The organism is Streptomyces sp. BHT-5-2, from assembly GCF_019774615.1.
Taxonomy (GTDB): Bacteria; Actinomycetota; Actinomycetes; order Streptomycetales; family Streptomycetaceae; genus Streptomyces.
On record NZ_CP081496.1, the window covers coordinates 2,271,943 to 2,292,894 of the forward strand.

The window sequence follows — 20,952 nt, forward strand, 5'->3', positions numbered from 1 at the left end:
GCCAATCCGCCACTCCGCAACCACGTGTCAGTGCGGCGGCCTAAACTCGGTGGGCGATGAGCAGCCTCTTTGACGACAGCTTCCTGGCGGACCTCGGCCCCGCGGACGAGGAGCCCCCGCCGCCGCCCGAGGACGAGCACGGCCCGGCCCCGGAGGAGATCCCCGCCGACCTCTTCGGCGGGAGGTTCGACGCGCCCGCGCCCAGGGAGCCGTACTACCGCGACGGCGCCGCCCGCCCGGCCATCGACCCGGCGGCGCTCCTGGAGGGGCTCAACGACCAGCAGAAGGCCGCCGTGGTCCACAGCGGCGGCCCGCTGCTGATCGTCGCCGGCGCCGGCTCCGGCAAGACCCGGGTGCTCACCCACCGGATCGCCCACCTGCTCGCCGAGCGCCACGTCCACCCCGGCCAGATCCTCGCGATCACCTTCACCAACAAGGCCGCGGGCGAGATGAAGGAGCGGGTCGAGCAGCTGGTCGGCCCGCGCGCGCACGCGATGTGGGTCTCCACCTTCCACAGCGCCTGCGTGCGGATCCTGCGCCGCGAGTCCAAGAAGCTCGGCTTCACGTCCTCCTTCTCGATCTACGACGCGGCCGACTCCAAGCGCCTGATGGCCCTGGTCTGCCGCGATCTCGATCTGGACCCCAAGCGCTTCCCGCCCAAGTCCTTCAGCGCGAAGATCTCCAACCTCAAGAACGAGCTCATCGACGAGGAGACCTTCGCCGGGACGGCCGCCGACGGCTTCGAGAAGACCCTGGCCCAGGCGTACGCGATGTACCAGGCCCGGCTGCGCGAGGCCAACGCCCTGGACTTCGACGACATCATCATGACGACGGTCCACCTGCTCCAGGCGTTCCCGGACGTCGCCGAGCACTACCGCCGTCGCTTCCGCCACGTCCTCGTCGACGAGTACCAGGACACCAACCACGCCCAGTACACCCTCGTCCGCGAGCTCGTCGGCCCCGGCACAGCCGAGGCGCCCGCCGCCGAGCTGTGCGTCGTCGGTGACGCCGACCAGTCGATCTACGCCTTCCGCGGCGCCACGATCCGCAACATCCTCCAGTTCGAGGAGGACTACCCGGACGCCACCACGATCCTCCTGGAGCAGAACTACCGCTCCTCGCAGACGATCCTCTCCGCCGCCAACGCCGTCATCGAGCGCAACGAGAACCGCCGCCCCAAGAACCTCTGGACGGACGCCGGCGCCGGCCCCAGGATCACCGGCTATGTCGCCGACACCGAGCACGACGAGGCCCAGTTCGTCGCCGACGAGATCGACCGGCTCACCGACGCCGGCGACGCCAAGGCCGGCGACGTCGCGGTCTTCTACCGCACCAACGCCCAGTCCCGGGTCTTCGAGGAGATCTTCATCCGGGTCGGGCTGCCCTACAAGGTCGTCGGCGGCGTGCGCTTCTACGAGCGCAAGGAGGTCCGCGACATCCTCGCCTACCTCCGGGTGCTCGCCAACCCCGAGGACGCCGTCCCGCTGCGCCGGATCCTCAACGTCCCCAAGCGCGGCATCGGCGACCGCGCCGAGGCGATGATCGAGGCCCTGGCGCTGCGCGAGAAGATCACCTTCCCGCAGGCGCTGCGCCGGGTCGACGAGGCGTACGGCATGGCCGCCCGCTCCGCCAACGCCGTCAAGCGGTTCAACGTCCTGATGGAGGAGCTGCGCACGATCGTGGAGTCCGGGGCCGGCCCCGCCACGGTCCTGGAGGCCGTGATGGAGCGCACCGGCTATCTCGCCGAACTCCAGTCGTCCACCGACCCCCAGGACGAGACCCGGATCGAGAACCTCCAGGAACTCGCCTCCGTGGCCCTGGAGTTCGAGCAGGAGCGCGGCGAGGAAAATCCCGGCACGCTCGCGGAATTCCTGGAGCAGGTCGCCCTGGTCGCCGACTCCGACCAGATCCCCGACGAGGACGAGGACGGCACGGGCGTCATCACCCTCATGACCCTGCACACCGCCAAGGGCCTGGAGTTCCCGGTCGTCTTCCTGACCGGCATGGAGGACGGCGTCTTCCCGCACATGCGCGCGCTCGGCCAGACCAAGGAGCTGGAGGAGGAGCGCCGGCTCGCCTACGTCGGCATCACCCGCGCCCGCGAGCGGCTCTACGTCACCCGCTCCACGATGCGCAGCGCCTGGGGCCAGCCCTCGTACAACCCGGCCTCCCGCTTCCTGGAGGAGATCCCGGACGAGTACCTGGACTGGAAGCGCACCGGCCCCGCGACGCCGTCCGCGTCCATGGGCGGGCTGTCGTCGTCGCGCGGCTCCTCCGGCGGGGGAGGCATCGGCGGCGGGATCGGGGCCTCGCTGTCGTCGGCGCGGTCCAAGGGGCCGAGCGGCTTCGCGACCCGGCGGGCCGCCGACCGCCCGGTGGTCTCGCTGGCCGTCGGCGACCGCGTCACCCACGACAGCTTCGGGCTGGGCACCGTCGTCGGCGTCAAGGGCAGCGGGGACAACGCCGAGGCGACCATCGACTTCGGCGGCGAGAAGCCCAAGCGCCTCCTGCTGCGCTACGCACCGGTGGAGAAGCTCTGAAGCTCTAGAACCCCGTCCCGGCCGAGCGGAAAGCGCCCGGGGTCCGTCGCGGTGTGCGGCGGGCCCCGGGCGCTTCTTCCCCGCGCCCGGCGGCGCGGGGCCCGTACGGGCTCAGTACGGGTTGAGGTCGTGGGCGCGCAGCCACGGTATCGGGTCGACCGCCGCGCCGCCGCCGGGTCTCACCTCGAAGTGCAGGTGCGGGCCGGTGGAGTTGCCGGAATTGCCGGAGTAGGCGATGGTGTCGCCGGCCTTGACCGAACCGGAGCGGATCTTGGTGCTGCTCAGGTGGCAGTACCACGTCTCGGTGCCGTCGGGCGCGGTCACGATCGCCATGTTGCCGTAGGCGGAGTTCCACTGGGTGTGGACGGTGCCGTCGGTGGCCGACATGACCGGGGTGCCGTAGCTGACCGGGAAGTCGATGCCGGTGTGCACCGACATCCAGTTCACCCCGGCCTGGCCGAAGAGCGCGCTCAGGCCGTGCTGGGTGACCGGCAGGACGAACTTGGGGCGCGCCGCCTCCTTGCGGGCGGCCTCCTCCGCCTTGCGCTTGCGCTCCAGGTCCTGCCGCTCCTTGAGGTCCAGCCGCTCCTGGGTACGGCTGGCCCGCTCGCGGAAGTCCTGGGCGCTGGCGCTGAGTCCGGCCAGCTGGCTGTCCAGCTTCTTGTTGGCCGCCGTCGCCTGCTTCATGGTGCCGGCGTCCGGTGCGGCCTGGGCCGTCGCGGTGTCCTTCTCGTCCCCGCCGAACTGGCCGACCGAGGCCGCGGCCGCCGCGCAGACGCCCATCGCGGCGACCGAGGGCACCGCGACCGTCAGCAGCGCCGAGCGCTTGGCCTGGCGCCGCCGGCCGCGGTTGCCGCCGCGGACCGCCTTGCCCGCCGCGGGACCGCTGACCGGTACGGGGGCGGCGGCGTCCTCCTCCGGGACGGCGGTGACCGGCATCGCCTGGGTCATCGCCTCGGCGATCGACGCGGCGCCGGTGGCCGAGGGGTCGGTGGTCGAAGCGGCGGTGGCCTCGCCCTCGGGGGACTGCGCGGTCCCGGTGGTCTCGGCGGGCCCGGTGGCGAACGACGCGAGGGGCGCGTCCCACAGGAGGGTGTCGCCGGCACCGACGGTGTCGTCCGCGGGCGGGCCCGCCTGGGCCGGGATGCCGGGGGCCGGGGCGGACGGCGGGGCGCTGGGGTCGGCGTAGTCGGCGTAGTCCGCGGTCGACCAGACCGCGGTGGCCTCGTAGCCGATCGGCTCCTGGACGGCGGTGGCGGCGGCCGCGAAGGCGTTGGTGTCGTAGGCCGCGGCGCCGTAGCCGGAGTCGTAGGAGGCGGTGTCGTAGGCGGCCGGGGCGTAGCCGGTGGGGTAACTGCCCGTGTCGTAGCCGCCGGTGAGGGCGTCCTCGTAGGCGGCGCCGGTGCCGTGGGCGGCGTAGGCGCCGTTGTCGTAGCCGCTGTTGTCGTCGTAGCCGCTGCCGCCGCCGTGGGGCAGGGAGTCGTAGCCGCCGACGTGCCCGTAGGCCGCGGTGTCGTACCCGGTGTCATACGGGGCGGCGGTGGTGTCCGTGCCGTAGCCGGGGGTGTCGTAGGCGGTGTGTGCGTACGGGTCGTAGCCGGCGTTTCCGTAGGCGGCGGTGTCGTATCCGGCGGTGGGGTAACTGCCCGTTCCGTAGGCGTCGGTGAGGTGGTGGGCCGCCTGGTGGGCACCGGTGTCGTAGGTGCCGTGGTCGTGGCCGCCGGGGTGCGAGCCGAAGAGGGGGGCACCGTCGCCGTATGCCTGCCGTGCATAGGAGGCATCGGAAGCGTGGCCGGTCGGAAGCTGAGCCCCCGATGGGTGACGGTCGTCCACCAACTTCTCTTTCGCCTCGGCTGCAGGAGAATTAGCGGCGACTGTACCCGGCGGTACGCGACGGCGACAATCTTCCCGAAGTTTCGGGCCCGGCGACGCCGGGCGATCGGCCGCCTTCCGTCGGCGCGCATGCGCGTTCCTGGCGGCTCGTTCGAAGTCCGTTCGAGGAAAGGGGAGGTCGGGAGGCGGGCAGCGGAACGCGCGCAGCGGCCGAGTGGGGAGCGGGGCGGCTGGTGGGCGGCCCGTCCGGTGGTCCGGTGGCCGCTCGGGACGCCGCTCAGGCGACCGATATCGCGTCGCGGGCGGAGGCGGCCGCTTCGGTGGACATCAGTGCCTTCCGTATGCCGGCCGCCACGGTGGCGTTGACCGGCAGCGCGAGGTGGCCGACGCCGATGACCCGGACGTTCTCCACCATCAGGTCCGGGTGGTCGATCCGGGCTGTGGTGGCGGGCACCATGACCTGGTCCTCCTGGCCCCAGAACGCCACAAAACGCGTTCGGCAGCGCGGTGCCGGAAGCGCCAACTCCGCGATCACCGGGGAATCCGGGCGCATCTGCCGGACGATCGGATGCGCCGACATCAGGGGCGCGACCCGGGTGCCGGAGTGCGGGGTGCCCAGCGTGACCAGCGTCCGGACGCGGGCGTCGCCGCCGCGCCGCTGTACGTAATAGCGGGCGATCAGGCCGCCGAGGCTGTGGCCGACGATGTCCACCCGACGGTGGCCCGTCCGGGCGCAGATCTCTTCCACATGGCGGCCCAACAGCTCGGCGGCCCGGCGCAGATCGCAGGTCAGCGGGGAGTAGTTGAGCGCCTCGACATGGCGCCAGCCGTGCCGGTGCAGGGAGCGGCGCAGCAGCACGAAGACCGAGCGGTTGTCGACGAAGCCGTGGAGCAGCAGGACCGGCGGGTGGGCGCGGCCCTCGGTGGGCAGGCGGGCCGGCGCGCCGGCCGCGGAGGGTACGGGCAGGGGTTGCTCCTGGGCGATGCCGGTGGGATAGAGGAGGAGATGGGCGGCGAGCACGCCCATCTCCACGAGCGTCGTACGGAAGAGAAGGGGTGCGGAGAGAACAGGCAGAGCCCCCATGGCCGACCTCCCGAACGGCATGCGGAAGGCGACGACCCCCGAATGCCCTTGTGGGAAACCGTGAGCGGCGATCGCGATGCGGCGGCCCCGCGCCGACCCGGCTGCGGCTCCCCGGACGCCCGGTCCGTGTGTGCGGCGCCGGCCGTCCCTGGCGGCGGCCGACACGCGGAGCGCGGCGCGTGGCGAATGTGTCCCATGTGTGATTTCCCCCTCGCCGGATGTCACGAAACGGCTGCGTACGGGATGCTGTAGATAACGTTCGTTCACGCTCGTGGCCGCCGGATCGCGGTGGCGCGATCGAATGTCGGCTCGGCGGCACCGCCCTGGCGGGGTCGCGCATGGCTTGGAGGCAGGGATGAGTGTGGCGCGGCAGGACGGGGCGCAGTCGGAGGGCCAGGGAGCGGTGGGCCGGTCGGGGCCGATCCGGGTCGTCGTCGCCAAGCCGGGGCTCGACGGGCACGATCGGGGCGCCAAGGTCATCGCCCGGGCGCTGCGGGACGCCGGCATGGAGGTGATCTACACCGGGCTGCACCAGACGCCCGAGCAGATCGTCGACACCGCGATCCAGGAGGACGCCGACGCCATCGGACTGTCCATCCTCTCCGGCGCGCACAACACCCTCTTCGCGAAGGTGCTCGCCCTTCTCGAAGAGCGGGACGCGATGGACATCAAGGTCTTCGGCGGCGGCATCATCCCGGAGGCGGACATCGCGCCGCTGAAGGAGCAGGGCGTCGCGGAGATCTTCACGCCGGGGGCGACCACCGCCTCGATCGTCGAGTGGGTCAACGCCAACGTGCGCCCGCTGGCCGTCTGAGAGGCCCGCGCTCGACGGCCCGGACGGCCCGGATGACGGCCCGTACGGCGGCCCGTTCGGTGGTCCGTGTGCGACGGTGGTCCGGTCCGCCCCCGGGGCGGACCCAGCCGCTGTCGGCGGTACGGGCCCGCGGTACGGGCCGTCCGGCGGTGGGCGGCCGCGGGCGTCATGATGCCTCCCCGGTGAGCTCGGCGTGCATGGTGGCGCGCAGGCGGAGCGTGCCGACCAGGCGCTGGAACGCCTCGGACCAGTAGCCGCCGGAGCCCGGGGAAGCGCCCTCGGGCTCGTCCGTGACCGCCGTGAGCATCTCCAGCCGGTCGGCCGCCGCCGGGTCCAGGCACCGCTCGGCCAGACCCATCACCCCGCTGAAGCTCCATGGATAGCTGCCCGCGTCCCGGGCGATGTCCAGTGCGTCGACCACCGCCCGGCCCAGCGGCTCGGACCACGGGACCGCACAGACGCCCAGCATCCGGAAGGCGTCCGCCAGGCCGTGCACGGCGATGAACTCGGCTACCCAGCCCGCCCGTTCATCGCCCGGGAGGGCCGTCAGCAGCTTCGTCAGATCCCGGGACGAGCCGGCCGGCGCCAGCTCGGCCGCGGCCCGGCCGGGATCGCCGGGCGCGCCCAGCAGCGCCCGCGCCCACTCCGCGTGCCGCTGGCGCACCGCGGCGCGGCACCAGGCGTCGTGCAGCTCCGTACGCCAGTCGCCCGCCACCGGGAGCCCGACGATCTCCGCCGGGCTGTGGCCGCCCAGGTGAACGGGCCAGCGGTCCAGCGGCGTCGCCTCCACCAACTGGCCCAGCCACCAGGCGCGTTCCCCCCGCCCCGAGGGTGGCTTGGGGGCGACGCCGTCCCGCTGCATCCCGGCGTCGCAGACCCGCGGCGGATCGAGGACGAGGACCTCGCCGGGGGCCGGCTGCTCCGGGCCGGCGGCGGCCAGGCGGACGCAGGCCAGGCTCCGTTCGGCCATCCGGGCGGCGAGCGCCGAGCCGGGCAGGGCGGAGAGCAGCTCCGCGGCGGTGGTGCGGACATTGCGACTGCGGTCGGACAACGCCTGCTCCAGGAACGGCTCGTCGGCCGGTGCCAGGCATTCGCCGAGCGAGTCCAGGAACATCAGGCGGTCCTCGGCGCGCTCGGTCGCCCAGGTGGCGGCCAGCAGCTCCAGCCCGTCCCGCGGGTCGCGCCGCCGCATCGATGTCAGCAGCGCGACCCGCTCCGCGAACAGCCCCTCCTCCCACAACTGCCGCACCGCCTCGGAGGATTCCGCGCCCGGCAGCGAGAGCGGGCCGCCGGCGATGCCGCGGAGCGCGAACCTCCAGTCGGCGTTGAGCCGCGCCAGCCACAGGCCGCGCGGGCCTGCCAGGGCGAGCGCTGCGGGCCGCAGGTCCGTACGGGACCGGGCGGCGTCCAACAAGGCGGGCAGCAGCGCCTCGGGGGCGCGGTAGCCGCGCTCGTCGGCCGCCGACAGCCACTGGGGCAGCAGCTCGGTGAGATCGGGGTCCGTGCCGCGCCGGCCGCCGGAACCGGGATCGCGGTCGGCGAGCAGCAGCCCGAGCCGGCGCCGGGCGGCCGGTGGCAGCGGCGGGCGGGGGTCGGCGGGGGCCGGGGGCGGCCGCTCACCGGCCGGCGCGGGGCGCAGCGCGGCGCGCCGCCGCACGGTGCTCACGGCCGCCGCGTCCAGCAGCGCCGCCGCGGGGCTCTGCCCGGCCCGGACGGCCACCGGCGGGGTACGCCGCCCGACACCGAGGAGCGCGGCGCCCACCAGGTCGGGCCAGGGGGCGGGGGCAGTGGCGGAGACGTCGGCGTCTGGGAACGGGGGCTGCGCGGGGGGCGTGGGTGCCGTCGATGCGCTGGATGTCGTGTGTGTGGTTGGCATGCCCTGCCTCCGGGGAGGGTGGTGCGCGGATGGGGGCCTGGCGCGCCGGGGTGTCGGCGCGGCGGGTGGTGGGCAGTGGGCTGTCGCCGGCGGGGCGGTGTGGTGGGTGGCGCTGTGGTGCGCGCTGCGCGCCGCGGGTCAGCGGGTCAGCGGGTCACAGGGGCAGCGGCACCGGTGAGGGGTCCCAGACCGTCAGTGGCAGGAATCCCCGATGGCCGCAGGTCCCGAAGACCGTGACCGGTGCGCCGCCCGATATGGCCGCCAGCTGCCACAGGGCCGTACGCCCCAGGAAGCCTGGGTCGAGGGGGAGGGCGGACTCGCCGTCGGCGTCGGCCAGTTGCCAGCCGCGGCCCTCCCCGCCCGGTATGGGGGTGACGTCGGTGAGCACCACCGGCCAGGAGTCCAGCCACGGGTCGTCGCGCAGTGCGTGGCCGTATGCGACCAGGGCGGCGTCGATGCCACAGCCGGACGGGACCGGCCCCGGGGCCGCGGGGGAGTGCCGCTCGCCGAGGGCGACACGCAGCGGCCGGGCTCCCGGGTAGTAGGCCAGATCGGCGTCGAGCAGCAGGCCCGGTGGCAGAGCCACCTCCAGAGGACGGTGCGGTCCGCCGAAGGAGAGGTGCAGCGCCATCCGGCCGGTCCGCTCGCCGCGGAGGAAGATCCGACGACTGGTCAACAGCCCCTCTTCCCCGTCCTGTTGGGCGAGCACGAGCCAGCGGTCCCGGATCGTCACCGAGTCCGGGTCGGACAGGACGTCCGCGGCCTCCGTGGTCAGGCCGACCCGGGCGCGGACGGTCGCGGCCAGCGGGGCCGGGAGTCGTTCGAGACCCAGGAATGCCTGGTCGAGGAGGTGCAGCAGGGCGCACTCCTCCAGTAGGCGGGACGGCCAGTCCGGGCCGGAGGAGAAGGTGGGACCGCCCAACTCGCGTACCCGGGAGGCGAGTCCGGGAGCTTGGGCGTCGACCATTCGGGCGGCGGTCTCCTCCCAGGAGTCCGGCCCGGCTGCGTCGACTCCGTCCGTGCCGGTGTGGGAGGGGGTGCCGATGTGCGCGGCGGCGCCGGTGTGCGAGACGGCGTCGATGTGCGAGACGGCCCCGCTGGCGCGGCCGTTCGCCGCGAGGCCGGAGTGCAGAAGATCCTCCAGCCGCTGCTCCAACTCCGTGGCCCCGGCGCCGATCCGCTGCATGCGGCGAGTCGCGCGCTGCCGGGCCGCGGCGAGCCTTTCGCCCGCTGCGCACGAGGCCCCGCCGGGCGTCGGCGTGAGCGCCTGGTCCATCGCCCTGCTCTCCTCCTGAAGATTCATCCGATCCCCCTGCGGATTTCCGTCGAACCCCGTCGAACCTTTGCCGTTGAACCCTGCCGTCGAACTCTGCTTTCGCGCCCTGCTTCCGCGCCCTGCTTCGAACCTCTGCGGATTCGCTGTCTTCGACGCTACGACGCACCACTGACAATCGCCCTCGGCCGACGCCAACTGCCCAGGTCAGGCCGGTTTTCGGGGGATTGTCAGTGGTCTGGTGCAGGCTTGGAACCGCAAGCGGCCGGCGGGTTCCGCGCGGGGTGCCGGCCGCACATCGTGCGACGAGGGGGAAGCATGAGCGAGAACGGCAACACGACACAGGACCGGGCGCGCCCCGCGGCCGGGGACGTACTGCGACCGCACGCCGAAGTCGCCTTCGCGCAGGAGCTGGCGGCGCTCGCGGCGGCCGACGACCGGCCCCGGCCGGAGCGCTGGCGGCTCTCGCCGTGGGCGGTCGCGACGTATCTGCTCGGCGGCACGCTCGCCGACGGCACGGTCCTCACGCCCAAGTACGTCGGCCCGCGGCGGATCATCGAGGTCGCGGTGACGACCCTCGCCACCGACCGCGCGCTGCTGCTGCTCGGCGTGCCCGGTACCGCCAAGACCTGGGTCTCGGAGCACCTGGCGGCGGCGGTCAGCGGCGACTCCACCCTGCTGGTCCAGGGCACCGCCGGCACCCCGGAAGAGGCGATCCGCTACGGCTGGAACTACGCCCAGTTGCTCGCCCACGGCCCCACCGCCGACGCCCTGGTGCCCGGCCCCGTGATGCGGGCGATGGCGCAGGGCATGACCGCTCGGGTGGAGGAGCTGACCCGGATCCCGGCCGACGTCCAGGACACCCTCGTCACCATCCTGTCGGAGAAGACCCTGCCGATACCGGAGCTGGGCCAGGAGGTGCAGGCCGTCCGCGGCTTCAACCTGATCGCCACGGCCAACGACCGCGACCGCGGGGTCAACGACCTCTCCAGCGCGCTGCGCCGCCGCTTCAACACCGTCGTACTGCCCCTGCCGGCCACACCGGAGGAGGAGGTGGACATCGTCGCCCGGCGGGTCGAGCAGATCGGTCGCTCGCTCCAACTCCCGCCCGCACCCGGGGGGATGGACGAGATCCGCCGCGTGGTGACGGTCTTCCGCGAGCTGCGGGACGGCGTCACGGCCGACGGCCGCACCAAGCTCAAGTCGCCGACGGGCACGCTCTCCACGGCGGAGGCGATTTCGGTGGTCACCAACGGCCTCGCGCTGGCGACCCACTTCGGGGACGGCGTGTTGCGCCCCGGGGACATGGCCGCCGGCATCCTCGGCGCGGTGGTCCGCGATCCGGCCGCCGACCGCGTCGTCTGGCAGGAGTATCTGGAGAGCGTGGTCCGTGAGCGCGACGGCTGGAAGGACTTCTACCGCGCCTGCCGGGAGGTGGGCGTATGACCGGCGGAAGCGGGGCGGCGGGGCCGGTGCTGCTCGGGGTGCGGCACCACGGTCCGGGCTCGGCGCGGGCGGTGCGGGCCGCCCTGGAGCAGTGCGCACCCCGCGCGGTGCTGATCGAGGGACCACCGGAGGCGGACGCCCTGGTGCCACTGGCCGCCCGCCCGGAGATGCGGCCGCCGGTCGCCCTGCTGGCGCACGCCGTGGACGACCCGGGCCGCGCGGCGTTCTGGCCGCTGGCCGCCTTCTCCCCGGAGTGGGTGGCGCTGCGCTGGGCGCTGGAGCACGACGTTCCGGTGCGTTTCATCGACCTTCCGGCGGCGCACTCGCTGGCGATGCCGGACGGGGCGGCGGAGCCGGGCGGGGAGACGGCACCGAAGGGGGAGGCGGCGCCGGAGGGAGGGCCAGGGGGCGCGCGGCTGGATCCGCTGCGGATGCTCGCCGGGGCCGCCGGGCACGACGACCCCGAGCGCTGGTGGGAGGACGCGGTCGAGCACCGCGGCACGCGCGGGGCGGACGCCGACACGGACACGGACGCGCTGGCTCCGTTCGCCGCGCTCGCCGAGGCCATGGCGGAGTTGCGTGCGACCTACGGCGACGGCGGGGGTGATCGCGACGCGCTGCGGGAGGCCCATATGCGACTCCGACTCCGCGCCGCACGGCGGGAGTTCGGCGATCCGATCGCCGTCGTATGCGGCGCCTGGCACGTCCCCGCACTGGCCCTCCCGGACGGGCGGCGGCGCTCCGGCCCCCACCCCACGGCGGCCGCCGACCGGCAGCTCCTCAAGGGGCTACCGAAGATCAGGACGGCACTGACCTGGGTGCCCTGGACCCACCGGCGGCTCGCCCGGCGCGGCGGTTACGGTGCCGGCATCGCCGCACCCGGCTGGTACGGCCACCTCTTCGAAGCCCCCGACCGTCCCGTGGAGCGTTGGCTGACCAAGGCCGCCCGGCTGCTCCGCGAGGACGACTACGCCGTCTCGTCCGCGCATGTCATCGAGGCGGTGCGGCTCGCCGAGGGGCTCGCCGCGGTCCGCGGCCGCCCGCTGGCCGGCCTCGCCGAACTCGACGACGCCGTCCGCGCCGTCATGGGCGACGGCTCCGACGTCCCCGCCGCACTGATGCGCGACCGCCTGGTGGTCGGCGACGTCCTGGGCCGGGTTCCCGAGGACGCCCCGGCCGTCCCCCTCCAACGGGACCTCGACCGCCGCCGGCGGACGTTGCGGCTCAAGCCCGAGGCGGCCGAGCGGGAGCTGGAGTTGGACCTCCGCAAGGAGACCGACGCCGGCCGCAGTCGACTGCTGCACCGGCTGCGGCTGCTCGGCATCCCCTGGGGCGAGCCGGTCCGCTCCCGGGGCGGCACCGGCACCTTCCGGGAGACCTGGCGGCTGCGCTGGGAGCCGGAGCTGTCGGTGCGGGTCGCGGAGGCCGGCATCTGGGGCACGACCGTGCTCGCGGCGGCCACCGCCAAGGCCGCCGCCGAGGCCGCGGAGGCCGGCACGCTCGCCGAGATCACCACCCTCGCCGAGCGCTGTCTGCGCGCCGGGCTGCCCGACGCCCTGCCCGTGGTCATGCGGGCCCTGGCGGACCGCGCGGCCCTCGACGCCGACGTCGGCCACCTCGCCCAGGCGCTGCCCGCCCTCGTCCGGTCGGAGCGCTACGGGGACGTCCGCGGCACCGATGCCGGCGGGCTTCGCGAGGTGGCACTGGGCCTGGCCGACCGGATCTTCGTCGGCCTGCCCCCGGCCTGCGCGGGCCTCGACGCCGACGGGGCGGACGAGATGCGCGGCCACCTCGACACCACCCACCAGGCCATCGGCCTCCTCGGACAGGCCACGGATCGGAGCGGGGAGAACAGGCAGAAGCGGCACGGGGAGGACGAAGAGGGCGGAGAGGACGGGGAGATCGGGGAGATCGGGGAGATCGGGGAGAACCGCGAGGCATCGGACCGGACGACGACCGGCGGGGCCAGGGCCGCGTCCCTCCGGGAGCGCTGGGCGGCAGTGCTCCGGGTGCTCGCCGAACGGGAGGCCGTCCCCGGGCTGCTCCGCGGACGGGCGACCCGGTTGCTGCTGGACGACGGACGACTGCCTGGCGAGGGCGCGGAGCGGCTGATGGCACTCGCCCTCTCGCCCGGCACCCCGCCCGCCGACGCCGCGGGCTGGATCGAGGGCTTCGTCGGCGGCCCGGACGGCGGCCTGCTGCTGGTCCACGACGAGCGGCTGCTGGCACTGGTGGACACCTGGCTGACGCGGGTCCCGGACGCCGCGTTCACCGACGTCCTGCCGCTGCTGCGGCGCACGTTCGCCGCGTACGGCACCGGAGTCCGGCGCACCCTCGGCGAGTTGGTCCGCCGCGGCCCGTCCGACGCATCCCGCCACCCCGGCGCCGGCCTAGCGGAGCCGGCGGCGCCCGGCTTCGGCCCCGGCCTGGACCGCGACCGCGCCGCCGCCGTCCTCCCCACCCTCCGCCTCCTGCTGGGCATACCCGAGCACGGCGCCATCGAGATGGGCGCGGCCGGCATGGGCAGGACGACCGGCCCGCGACGAGGGACCAACTACGTGATGGGGGCGGGGAGATGACGAGTGCGACCGACCGGGACGCGGAGCGGCTGCGCCGCTGGCGGCTGGCGCTGGGCGGGGCCGGAGCGGACGGCACCGACTGCCAACTGCGCGGCAGGGACGCCGCGATGGACGGGGCGCTGGAGGCCCTCTACGGACAGCGGCGACAGCATCGGCGATCGGGCCGTGGGGCACCGGACGACGGCGGGACCCGGGCCGCCGGGCTCGGCGCGTCGGCACCCCAGGTCGCCCGCTGGCTGGGCGACATCCGCACCTACTTCCCGTCGTCCGTGGTGCGGGTGCTGCAGCGGGACGCCATCGACCGCCTGGGGCTGTCCGCGCTGCTGCTGGAGCCGGAGATGCTGGAGGCCGTCGAGGCCGACGTCCACCTGGTGGGCACCCTGCTCTCCCTGAACAAGGTGATGCCCGAGACCACCAGGGAGACCGCCCGGGCGGTCGTCCGCAAGGTCGTCGCGGAGCTGGAGCGGCGGCTGGCCACCCGCACCCGGGCCACGCTCACCGGGGCGCTGGACCGCGCCGCCCGGACCAGCCGCCCCCGGCACCGCGCCATCGACTGGGACCGCACCATCCGTGCCAACCTCCGGCACTACCTCCCGGAACACCGCACCGTCGTCCCCGAACGGCTCGTCGGATACGGCCGCGCCGCACGGGCGGCGGCGAAGGACGTGGTGCTCTGCATCGACCAGTCCGGATCGATGGCCGCGTCCGTGGTGTACGCCTCGGTGTTCGGGGCGGTGCTGGCCTCGATACGGGCCCTCGACACCCGGCTGGTCGTCTTCGACACCGCCGTCACCGACCTGACGGACCACCTGGACGACCCGGTGGAGCTGCTGTTCGGCACCCAGCTCGGCGGCGGTACGGACATCAACCGGGCGCTGGCGTACTGCCAGTCGCGGATCCACCGCCCCGCCGACACCGTCGTCGTCCTCATCAGCGACCTCTACGAGGGCGGCATACGCGACGAGATGCTCAAGCGGGTCGCCGCGATGAAGGCGTCCGGCGTGCAGTTCGTGACCCTGCTCGCACTGTCCGACGAAGGGACGCCCGCCTACGACCGGGAGCACGCTGCGGCCCTCGCGGCCCTGGGGGCACCGGCGTTCGCCTGCACGCCCGACCGGTTTCCGGAGGTGATGGCGGCCGCACTGGAGAAGAGGCCGCTGCCCATACCGGACATGGCGGAGCAACGGTGACAGGAAACCCGGGGGGACTTGCGCGGCACCTGGCGTGTCGTGCAAGGATCAGGCATCGCTCGATCACCCGTGACGGGTGTGACACCGAGGCACTGTGCCCGGCTGTCCCCGTCCGCATGGGAAGGTCCCCTCCTTGTCCGCTGTGCTCGCCCTGCCTGCCGCCGTGCGCCTGCCGCGCACCGTGGCCGTACGGCGCGCACTGCTGTCGGGGCTCTTCCTGATCGGCTTCGTCCTCCTCGGCATCGCCTTCGGCACCGGCGCACACGCCGCCGACCGGAGCCCCGCCGACGGCCACCCGGCCGCATCCGCGCTGACCGGGGCCCAGGCCCCGGAGGGCGCCACCGCCACCCGGCGCACCGGCCGACTGCCGGAGTCCGGGGACGAGTTGGCACACCAGAGCCGGGCGGCGGACGCCGGAATCGCCCGCGGTACCGACACCGCGGCGGCCACGGTCGAGGGCGCGGTGCGCCCCGCCGAGCGGGCCGCCGCACCGGTCACCGGACGGCTCACCGGCCCGCTGGGCGAGGTGGCCGGCGTGGTCAAGGGGATCGGCGAGATCGGGGACACGGTCGGCGGTGCGCTGCCCGTCCACCTCCCCGTCGGCACCCACCCGGGTCGGCCCGGCGACGGCGGCACGCCCGCGCACGGCGGGACGCCCGGTGGCGCCCCGACGGGTCCGGGCGCAGTGCCGGCCGGCGACGGCCCGGCCGCCTCGCACGTGTTCCGCCCGGCGCACTGCGGTTACGCGCCGCAGCACCCGGCCGCCGCACCGCACCAGCACCGTCCCGTCGCGCTCGCGCAGCGGGACGCCGGTCACCATGACCTGCCGGGCCAGGGCCCGCAGGGTCCGGCCGCGCCGCCCGCGCACACCGCGGGCGACGGCCACGGTCCCCGTGGTGGGGACCAGCACGCCGCCGTTCCGGCGGACTCCCCGCGCTTCCGGCTGCTGCCGGGTGGCGTCCGTACGGCCGATGGCGCCCCGACGCGCCGACGGGCCGAAGAAATCCTCGAATTCCCGGGCTAGGGCAGACCGCTCCGCGTCTGAAAGGACCTGCCGCGCGGGGGCGGCACAGGTCTGCCCGTTGAACCTCCCGAATTCGAAGGACACCACCACCATGCGCACCAATATCCGCCGTTCCATCGCCGTCGCCGCCACCGCCACCGGCCTGTGGGCCCTGGGTTCGGTCGCCGCCAATGCCGCGGAGCTGCCGGCCACCCCGGACCTGCCCGCCGTCGGAACCGTCACCGGTGCGGCCGGGCACCTGCCCACCGGCGCGGTCACCGGCACCGTCCAGAAGGCCGCCGGCACCGCCACCGCCACCGTGAACGGCGTGGCCGGCAAGGCGACCGGGGTCCTCGGCGGCGGTGTGTCGGCCGACAAGCTGCCCACCGGTCGGCTTCCGCAGGTCGGCGGCGTCGTGGACGGCGTGCGCAAGCTCGTCGGCGGTGCCGGCCCGTCCGGCCTGAACACCGGCGACGTCCAGAAGGCCGTCGACGCCAAGCAGGCCACGAAGACCGTCAAGCAGGTCGGCAAGGTCGCCGACCACGCCGACCTGGGCAAGGCCGGCAAGCTGGTGGACGGCAAGCTGCCCGCGCTGCCGAAGCTGCCGGCCGTCCCGGGCGTGCCCGCCGCCAAGCTGCCCGGCGGTCTGCCCAAGGGCCTGCCCGGCGTCCCGGCGCTGCCCAAGGTCCCCGGCCTGCCCAAGGCCCCGGGTTCCGCCGACAACCTGCTGGCCGGTCTCGCCGGTGCGGGTCTGCGTCCCGAGCAGCTGACCAAGCAGGCCCAGGGCGCCCTGGCCACCGCGCGTCCGGTCGTCGACCGCACCGCCGCCGACGTGCTGCCGCCGGTCGCCGGCCGCGCCGTCGCCAAGGTCCTGCCGGTCGCCCAGGGCGCGGTCGGCAACGTGGGCGTGCTCGCCGGTGACGCCGCCGGCCAGGCCACCCCGTTCGTGACCCTCGTCAGCGGCCGCGTCCAGGTGTTCGCGCAGGGCGCGCAGGGCCAGGCGGTGCCGTTCGCACAGGGCATCGCCGGTCAGGCCACCATGCTCGCGCAGGGCGTGGGCGGCGACGCGGTGCCGTTCGGGCAGGGCCTGACCACCGTCGTGGTGACGGACGCCAAGGGCACCGCGACCACCACCGTCGCCGGCGCCCAGGGCCTGGCCCCGGCCGTGCCCGCGAACCTCGCCGACCTGACCAACGCCGCCAACATCCCGGCGGTGCCCGCGCTTCCCGTGCAGGGTCTCTGAGCCGTCCGGCGGACCCGTAGGGAGTGCACCGGTGAAACGGCCGCGGCGGCGGTCGGGAAACCGGGGCACGCGGGACGCCGGATGAGGCGGTCGCAGAGATGTGGGGATCGTTGCGCACCGCCCAGTGAAAGACGCCGGGTGGCCCTCTGTGGGGGAGGGCCACCCGGCTTTTTCGTGCGTGCGGGGGGAGGGCGGGGAGGGCGGGGCGTCTCCCGTAAGGGGGAGGCGAACGGATTCCCTAGGGGACGCAAGGCCCCCCTTCGGGGCCGCAACGTGCTGCGGCAGGCGGCGTATTCCCGTTCCAGGAACGGGAGTTACCACCGGACCGAGGGATGCGCGCCGGCTCCGAGAGCCCAAACCCGATGTCCACCCCACCCGTCCGCACCGCCCCGCCCGCCTCGCTCCACCCGCCCCGCCACGAACGGCGCACGGCGGCTCCGTGTACGGCAGATGACGGCGAAGCCTCACGCGGGCCCGGTCGGGCCTGTGAAATGCGCTCGACGCGCCGAGGCATCCCTGCGGAAAAGGGGCGGCGCCGCACGTTGGCCAAAAGATCTGTGACCGTAATCACCGCCGGAGTGTGATCTGTGATTTAGGGACGCATGTCCAGCGGCGATACGCTGCGAGACGGACATGCCGCGTATCCGGACACCGTGTATACGCCTCCCCTGTGACAGCGCCGTCACGTTGCCCTTCGCGGCACGCCCATCGCAGACGAACGAACCGCGATCACTACGGCGATTCTGAGAAGACAAGGGACGGACGCGCGTGGACCTGTTCGAGTACCAGGCGAGGGACCTCTTCGCCAAGCACGGTGTACCGGTGCTGGCCGGTGAAGTCATCGACACGCCTGAGGCGGCGCGCGAGGTGACCGAGCGGCTGGGGGGCCGGTCTGTCGTCAAGGCGCAGGTCAAGGTCGGCGGTCGCGGCAAGGCCGGCGGCGTCAAGCTGGCCGCCACCCCGGACGAGGCCGTCGCGCGCGCGACGGACATCCTGGGCATGGACATCAAGGGCCACACGGTCCACAAGGTGATGATCGCCGAGACGGCTCCGGAGATCGCCGAGGAGTACTACGTCTCCTACCTCCTCGACCGCACCAACCGCACCTTCCTGGCCATGGCCTCGGTCGCGGGCGGCATGGACATCGAGGAGGTCGCCGCGACGACCCCCGAGAAGCTCGCCAAGGTCCCGGTCGACGCCAACGAGGGCGTCTCCATCGAGAAGGCCCGCGAGATCGTCGCCCAGGCGCAGTTCCCGGCCGAGGTCGCCGAGCAGGTCGCCGAGGTGCTGGTCACCCTGTGGCAGACCTTCGTCAAGGAGGACGCCCTCCTCGTCGAGGTCAACCCGCTGGCCAAGGTCGCCTCCGGTGACGTCCTCGCCCTCGACGGCAAGGTCTCCCTGGACGCCAACGCCGAGTTCCGTCAGCCGGAGCACGAGGCCCTGGAGGACAAGGCGGCGGCCAACCCGCTCGAGGCCGCGGCCAAGGCCAAGGGCCTGAACTACGTCAAGCTCGACGGCCAGGTCGGCATCATCGGCAACGGCGCGGGTCTCGTCATGAGCACCCTGGACGTCGTCGCCTACGCCGGTGAGAACCACGGTGGCGTCAAGCCCGCCAACTTCCTCGACATCGGCGGCGGCGCGTCCGCCGAGGTCATGGCCAACGGCCTGGAGATCATCCTCGGCGACCCGGACGTGAAGTCCGTGTTCGTCAACGTCTTCGGCGGCATCACCGCCTGCGACGAGGTCGCCAACGGCATCGTGCAGGCCCTGGAGCTGCTGAAGTCCAAGGGCGAGAACGTCACCAAGCCGCTGGTCGTCCGCCTCGACGGCAACAACGCCGAGCTGGGTCGCAAGATCCTCTCGGACGCCAACCACCCGCTGGTGCAGCGTGTGGACACGATGGACGGTGCGGCCGACAAGGCCGCCGAGCTGGCCGCGGCCAAGTAAGGGACGAGGACTCCAACAACCATGGCTATCTTCCTCACCAAGGACAGCAAGGTCATCGTCCAGGGGATGACCGGCGCCACCGGCATGAAGCACACCAAGCTCATGCTCGGTGACGGCACCAACATCGTCGGCGGCGTGAACCCGCGCAAGGCGGGCACCGAGGTCGACTTCGACGGCACGTCCGTCCCGGTCTTCGGTTCCGTCAAGGAGGCGATGGAGAAGACGGGCGCCAACGTCTCCGTCCTCTTCGTCCCGCCGGCCTTCGCCAAGGCCGCCGTCGTCGAGGCGATCGACGCCGAGATCCCGCTGGCCGTCGTCATCACCGAGGGCATCGCGGTGCACGACTCCGCCGCCTTCTGGGCGTACGCCAAGTCCAAGGGCAACAAGACCCGGATCATCGGCCCGAACTGCCCCGGTCTGATCACCCCGGGCCAGTCCAACGCCGGCATCATCCCGGGCGACATCACCAAGCCCGGCCGCATCGGCCTGGTGTCGAAGTCCGGCACGCTGACCTACCAGATGATGTACGAGCTGCGTGACATCGGCTTCTCGTCGGCCGTCGGCATCGGTGGCGACCCGGTCATCGGCACCACCCACATCGACGCCCTGGAGGCGTTCGAGGCCGACCCCGACACCGACCTGATCGTGATGATCGGCGAGATCGGCGGCGACGCCGAGGAGCGGGCGGCCGACTTCATCAAGGCCAACGTCACCAAGCCGGTCGTCGGCTACGTCGCGGGCTTCACCGCGCCCGAGGGCAAGACGATGGGCCACGCCGGCGCCATCGTGTCCGGCTCGTCCGGCACCGCCCAGGCGAAGAAGGAGGCCCTGGAGGCCGCGGGCGTGAAGGTCGGCAAGACCCCGTCCGAGACCGCGCTGCTGGCCCGCGAGATCCTGGGCGGCTGAACCGCGCGCTCGTCCGCGTACCGCCGCGGCGGCACCGTATGACGGCCGTGGGCCCGCACCCTTTCCGGGTGCGGGCCCACGGCCGTTCCGCTTCCGGCGGGTGCCGGGGTGCGCTCCGTTCACCGGGCGTCGGGGGTGAGCCGGGCGCCGTTCGGCAGTGCCCGGTCGCGCCGGGCGTGGTGCCCGGCCTCCCGGCCCCCGTGCCCGCTCTTCGGGCCGGACCGTTGCGGCCGGTCCGCCTGTTGGGCCGCCGGCCCCGGCGCCGAGGACGGGGCCGCGACCGCCGGGCGCCGCGGCGGCGGCCGGTAGCCGTCCGGTGTGCTCAGCGACACCGCCAGCGCCGCCACCGCCAGCAGCCCGGCCGCCCCGAACCCCGTACGGGTGGTCAACCGGGCCCGCCGCTCCGCCTCGGTCCGCACCTCCCGCGCCGGCGGCACCACCACCGGGCGCAGCGCCGCCAACGCGCCCAGCCGTGCGTGCAGCACCGCGCCCTGCCGGTCCGGCGGCAGCCCCTTCAGCCCCAGCTCCGGCAGTCGCTCGGCCAGGCACTCCCGGGCATGCGTCAGCCGCCCGGTCGCGGCCGGCGTGGTGGCCTCCACCTCCGCCGCGGTCTCGTGCAGCCCCAACCCCACACCGTCGTGCAGCAGCAGCGCCCGGCGGTAGGGGACGGGCAGCGCCAGCACCGCGGTCAGCAGCGCATGATCCTCCGGCGCGGCCGGCGGCGGCGCGGGCGTCCCGGGCCCGGGACGCTCGGTGGGCCGCAGCCCGGGGAACAGCCGCCGCCACGGCGCCAGCGCGTACTCGTACGCGGCCGCCCGCACCCACCCCACCGGGTCCGGATCCGCCACCACCTCCGGCCACCGCTGCCAGGCCGTCTGGAACGCCCGCTCGACGGCTCGCCGGGCGAGCCGGGCCCGCCCGGTGAGCAGCAGCGCCTGCCGGATCAGCGGCCCGGCGTGCGCACCGTACAGTGCGTCGAAATGCTCTGACTGGCAGTCAACTAAGGCTTGATTGCCCGTATTTGAGTCGGTGGCGAAGGCGGTTGCGGGGGTGGTGACGGAGTCGGTGACGGGAGTGGTGAGGGGAGTGGCGTCGTGCGGGGTGTCGGGGGTGGTCGGGGGCTGCCGCCGGTCGTGCTCGCTCATACCGGAAGTCTGGAAACGCGGGCCGCGGAGCGCGCGCGACACGTCGGACGGATGCCCGGTACGTGGCGGAAAG

Annotated in this window: 14 protein-coding genes; 9 read left to right on the forward strand and 5 right to left on the reverse strand. The window is 74.0% G+C overall.

Going from position 1 to position 20,952, the window contains the following annotated elements; all coding sequences use genetic code 11:
• Positions 1 to 56: 56 nt before the first annotated feature.
• Positions 57 to 2,540: a DNA helicase PcrA gene (pcrA, locus tag K2224_RS10090; protein WP_221906239.1), complete on the forward strand. Its 2,484-nt coding sequence runs from the start codon at positions 57 to 59 to the stop codon at positions 2,538 to 2,540.
• A 111-nt stretch (positions 2,541 to 2,651) separates the two neighbouring features.
• On the opposite strand, the gene K2224_RS10095 is transcribed toward pcrA, so the two are convergent.
• Both K2224_RS10095 and K2224_RS10100 read right to left on the reverse strand, forming a co-directional pair.
• Entirely contained in the window at positions 2,652 to 4,373 is a 1,722-nt protein-coding gene (locus K2224_RS10095; protein WP_221906240.1) for a M23 family metallopeptidase, read from the reverse strand.
• Positions 4,374 to 4,650: 277 nt separating this feature from the next.
• Positions 4,651 to 5,457 carry a triacylglycerol lipase gene (locus K2224_RS10100; protein WP_221906241.1) on the reverse strand — a complete coding sequence of 269 codons (807 nt, stop codon included), beginning with the start codon at positions 5,455 to 5,457 and terminating at the stop codon, positions 4,651 to 4,653.
• A gap of 403 nt (positions 5,458 to 5,860) precedes the next feature.
• On the opposite strand from K2224_RS10100, the gene K2224_RS10105 reads away from it, so the two are divergent.
• A complete protein-coding gene (locus K2224_RS10105; protein ID WP_221909553.1) occupies positions 5,861 to 6,271 on the forward strand; it encodes a cobalamin B12-binding domain-containing protein in 411 nt (136 codons plus the stop codon).
• A 166-nt stretch (positions 6,272 to 6,437) separates the two neighbouring features.
• Here the strand turns inward: K2224_RS10105 and K2224_RS10110 are convergent, their stop codons facing one another.
• Both K2224_RS10110 and K2224_RS10115 read right to left on the reverse strand, forming a co-directional pair.
• Positions 6,438 to 8,147: a DUF5691 domain-containing protein gene (locus K2224_RS10110; protein WP_260692462.1), complete on the reverse strand. Its 1,710-nt coding sequence runs from the start codon at positions 8,145 to 8,147 to the stop codon at positions 6,438 to 6,440.
• Positions 8,148 to 8,301: 154 nt separating this feature from the next.
• The gene (locus K2224_RS10115) at positions 8,302 to 9,450 is read right to left on the reverse strand and encodes a hypothetical protein (RefSeq protein WP_221906242.1); all 1,149 of its coding nucleotides are present in this window, start codon (positions 9,448 to 9,450) and stop codon (positions 8,302 to 8,304) included.
• Positions 9,451 to 9,738: 288 nt separating this feature from the next.
• On the opposite strand from K2224_RS10115, the gene K2224_RS10120 reads away from it, so the two are divergent.
• From K2224_RS10120 to sucD, 7 genes are all read left to right on the forward strand, one after another.
• Positions 9,739 to 10,866 (forward strand): AAA family ATPase, encoded by a 1,128-nt coding sequence (locus K2224_RS10120; RefSeq protein ID WP_221906243.1) that lies wholly within the window; start codon positions 9,739 to 9,741, stop codon positions 10,864 to 10,866.
• Positions 10,863 to 13,445, forward strand: a complete 2,583-nt coding sequence (locus K2224_RS10125; RefSeq protein ID WP_221906244.1) for a DUF5682 family protein — start codon at positions 10,863 to 10,865, stop codon at positions 13,443 to 13,445. The genes K2224_RS10120 and K2224_RS10125 overlap by 4 nt, the downstream gene beginning before the upstream one ends.
• Positions 13,442 to 14,635 carry a VWA domain-containing protein gene (locus K2224_RS10130; RefSeq protein WP_221906245.1) on the forward strand — a complete coding sequence of 398 codons (1,194 nt, stop codon included), beginning with the start codon at positions 13,442 to 13,444 and terminating at the stop codon, positions 14,633 to 14,635. Before K2224_RS10125 ends, K2224_RS10130 begins: the two co-directional genes overlap by 4 nt.
• Before the next feature lie 133 nt (positions 14,636 to 14,768).
• Positions 14,769 to 15,659 carry a hypothetical protein gene (locus tag K2224_RS10135; protein ID WP_221906246.1) on the forward strand — a complete coding sequence of 297 codons (891 nt, stop codon included), beginning with the start codon at positions 14,769 to 14,771 and terminating at the stop codon, positions 15,657 to 15,659.
• A 91-nt stretch (positions 15,660 to 15,750) separates the two neighbouring features.
• Entirely contained in the window at positions 15,751 to 16,881 is a 1,131-nt protein-coding gene (locus tag K2224_RS10140; RefSeq protein WP_221906247.1) for a hypothetical protein, read from the forward strand.
• Positions 16,882 to 17,649: 768 nt separating this feature from the next.
• Positions 17,650 to 18,828 (forward strand): ADP-forming succinate--CoA ligase subunit beta, encoded by a 1,179-nt coding sequence (gene sucC / locus K2224_RS10145; RefSeq protein ID WP_221906248.1) that lies wholly within the window; start codon positions 17,650 to 17,652, stop codon positions 18,826 to 18,828.
• 21 nt (positions 18,829 to 18,849) lie between these two features.
• Entirely contained in the window at positions 18,850 to 19,734 is an 885-nt protein-coding gene (sucD, locus tag K2224_RS10150) for a succinate--CoA ligase subunit alpha (RefSeq protein ID WP_221906249.1), read from the forward strand.
• Positions 19,735 to 19,853: 119 nt separating this feature from the next.
• Here the strand turns inward: sucD and K2224_RS10155 are convergent, their stop codons facing one another.
• Positions 19,854 to 20,879, reverse strand: coding sequence for a hypothetical protein (locus K2224_RS10155; RefSeq protein WP_260692463.1), 1,026 nt, complete (start codon positions 20,877 to 20,879; stop codon positions 19,854 to 19,856).
• Positions 20,880 to 20,952 lie beyond the last annotated feature (73 nt).

Excerpts from the sequence above, each read along its gene's own strand:
- pcrA (WP_221906239.1), top strand. The coding sequence starts at position 57 with ATGAGCAGCCTCTTTGACGACAGCTTCCTGGCGGACCTCGGCCCCGCG.
- K2224_RS10100 (WP_221906241.1), bottom strand. The coding sequence starts at position 5,457 with ATGGGGGCTCTGCCTGTTCTCTCCGCACCCCTTCTCTTCCGTACGACG.
- K2224_RS10110 (WP_260692462.1), bottom strand. The coding sequence starts at position 8,147 with ATGCCAACCACACACACGACATCCAGCGCATCGACGGCACCCACGCCC.
- K2224_RS10115 (WP_221906242.1), bottom strand. The coding sequence starts at position 9,450 with ATGAATCTTCAGGAGGAGAGCAGGGCGATGGACCAGGCGCTCACGCCG.
- K2224_RS10120 (WP_221906243.1), top strand. The coding sequence starts at position 9,739 with ATGAGCGAGAACGGCAACACGACACAGGACCGGGCGCGCCCCGCGGCC.
- K2224_RS10125 (WP_221906244.1), top strand. The coding sequence starts at position 10,863 with ATGACCGGCGGAAGCGGGGCGGCGGGGCCGGTGCTGCTCGGGGTGCGG.
- K2224_RS10130 (WP_221906245.1), top strand. The coding sequence starts at position 13,442 with ATGACGAGTGCGACCGACCGGGACGCGGAGCGGCTGCGCCGCTGGCGG.
- K2224_RS10140 (WP_221906247.1), top strand. The coding sequence starts at position 15,751 with ATGCGCACCAATATCCGCCGTTCCATCGCCGTCGCCGCCACCGCCACC.
- sucD (WP_221906249.1), top strand. The coding sequence starts at position 18,850 with ATGGCTATCTTCCTCACCAAGGACAGCAAGGTCATCGTCCAGGGGATG.
- K2224_RS10155 (WP_260692463.1), bottom strand. The coding sequence starts at position 20,879 with ATGAGCGAGCACGACCGGCGGCAGCCCCCGACCACCCCCGACACCCCG.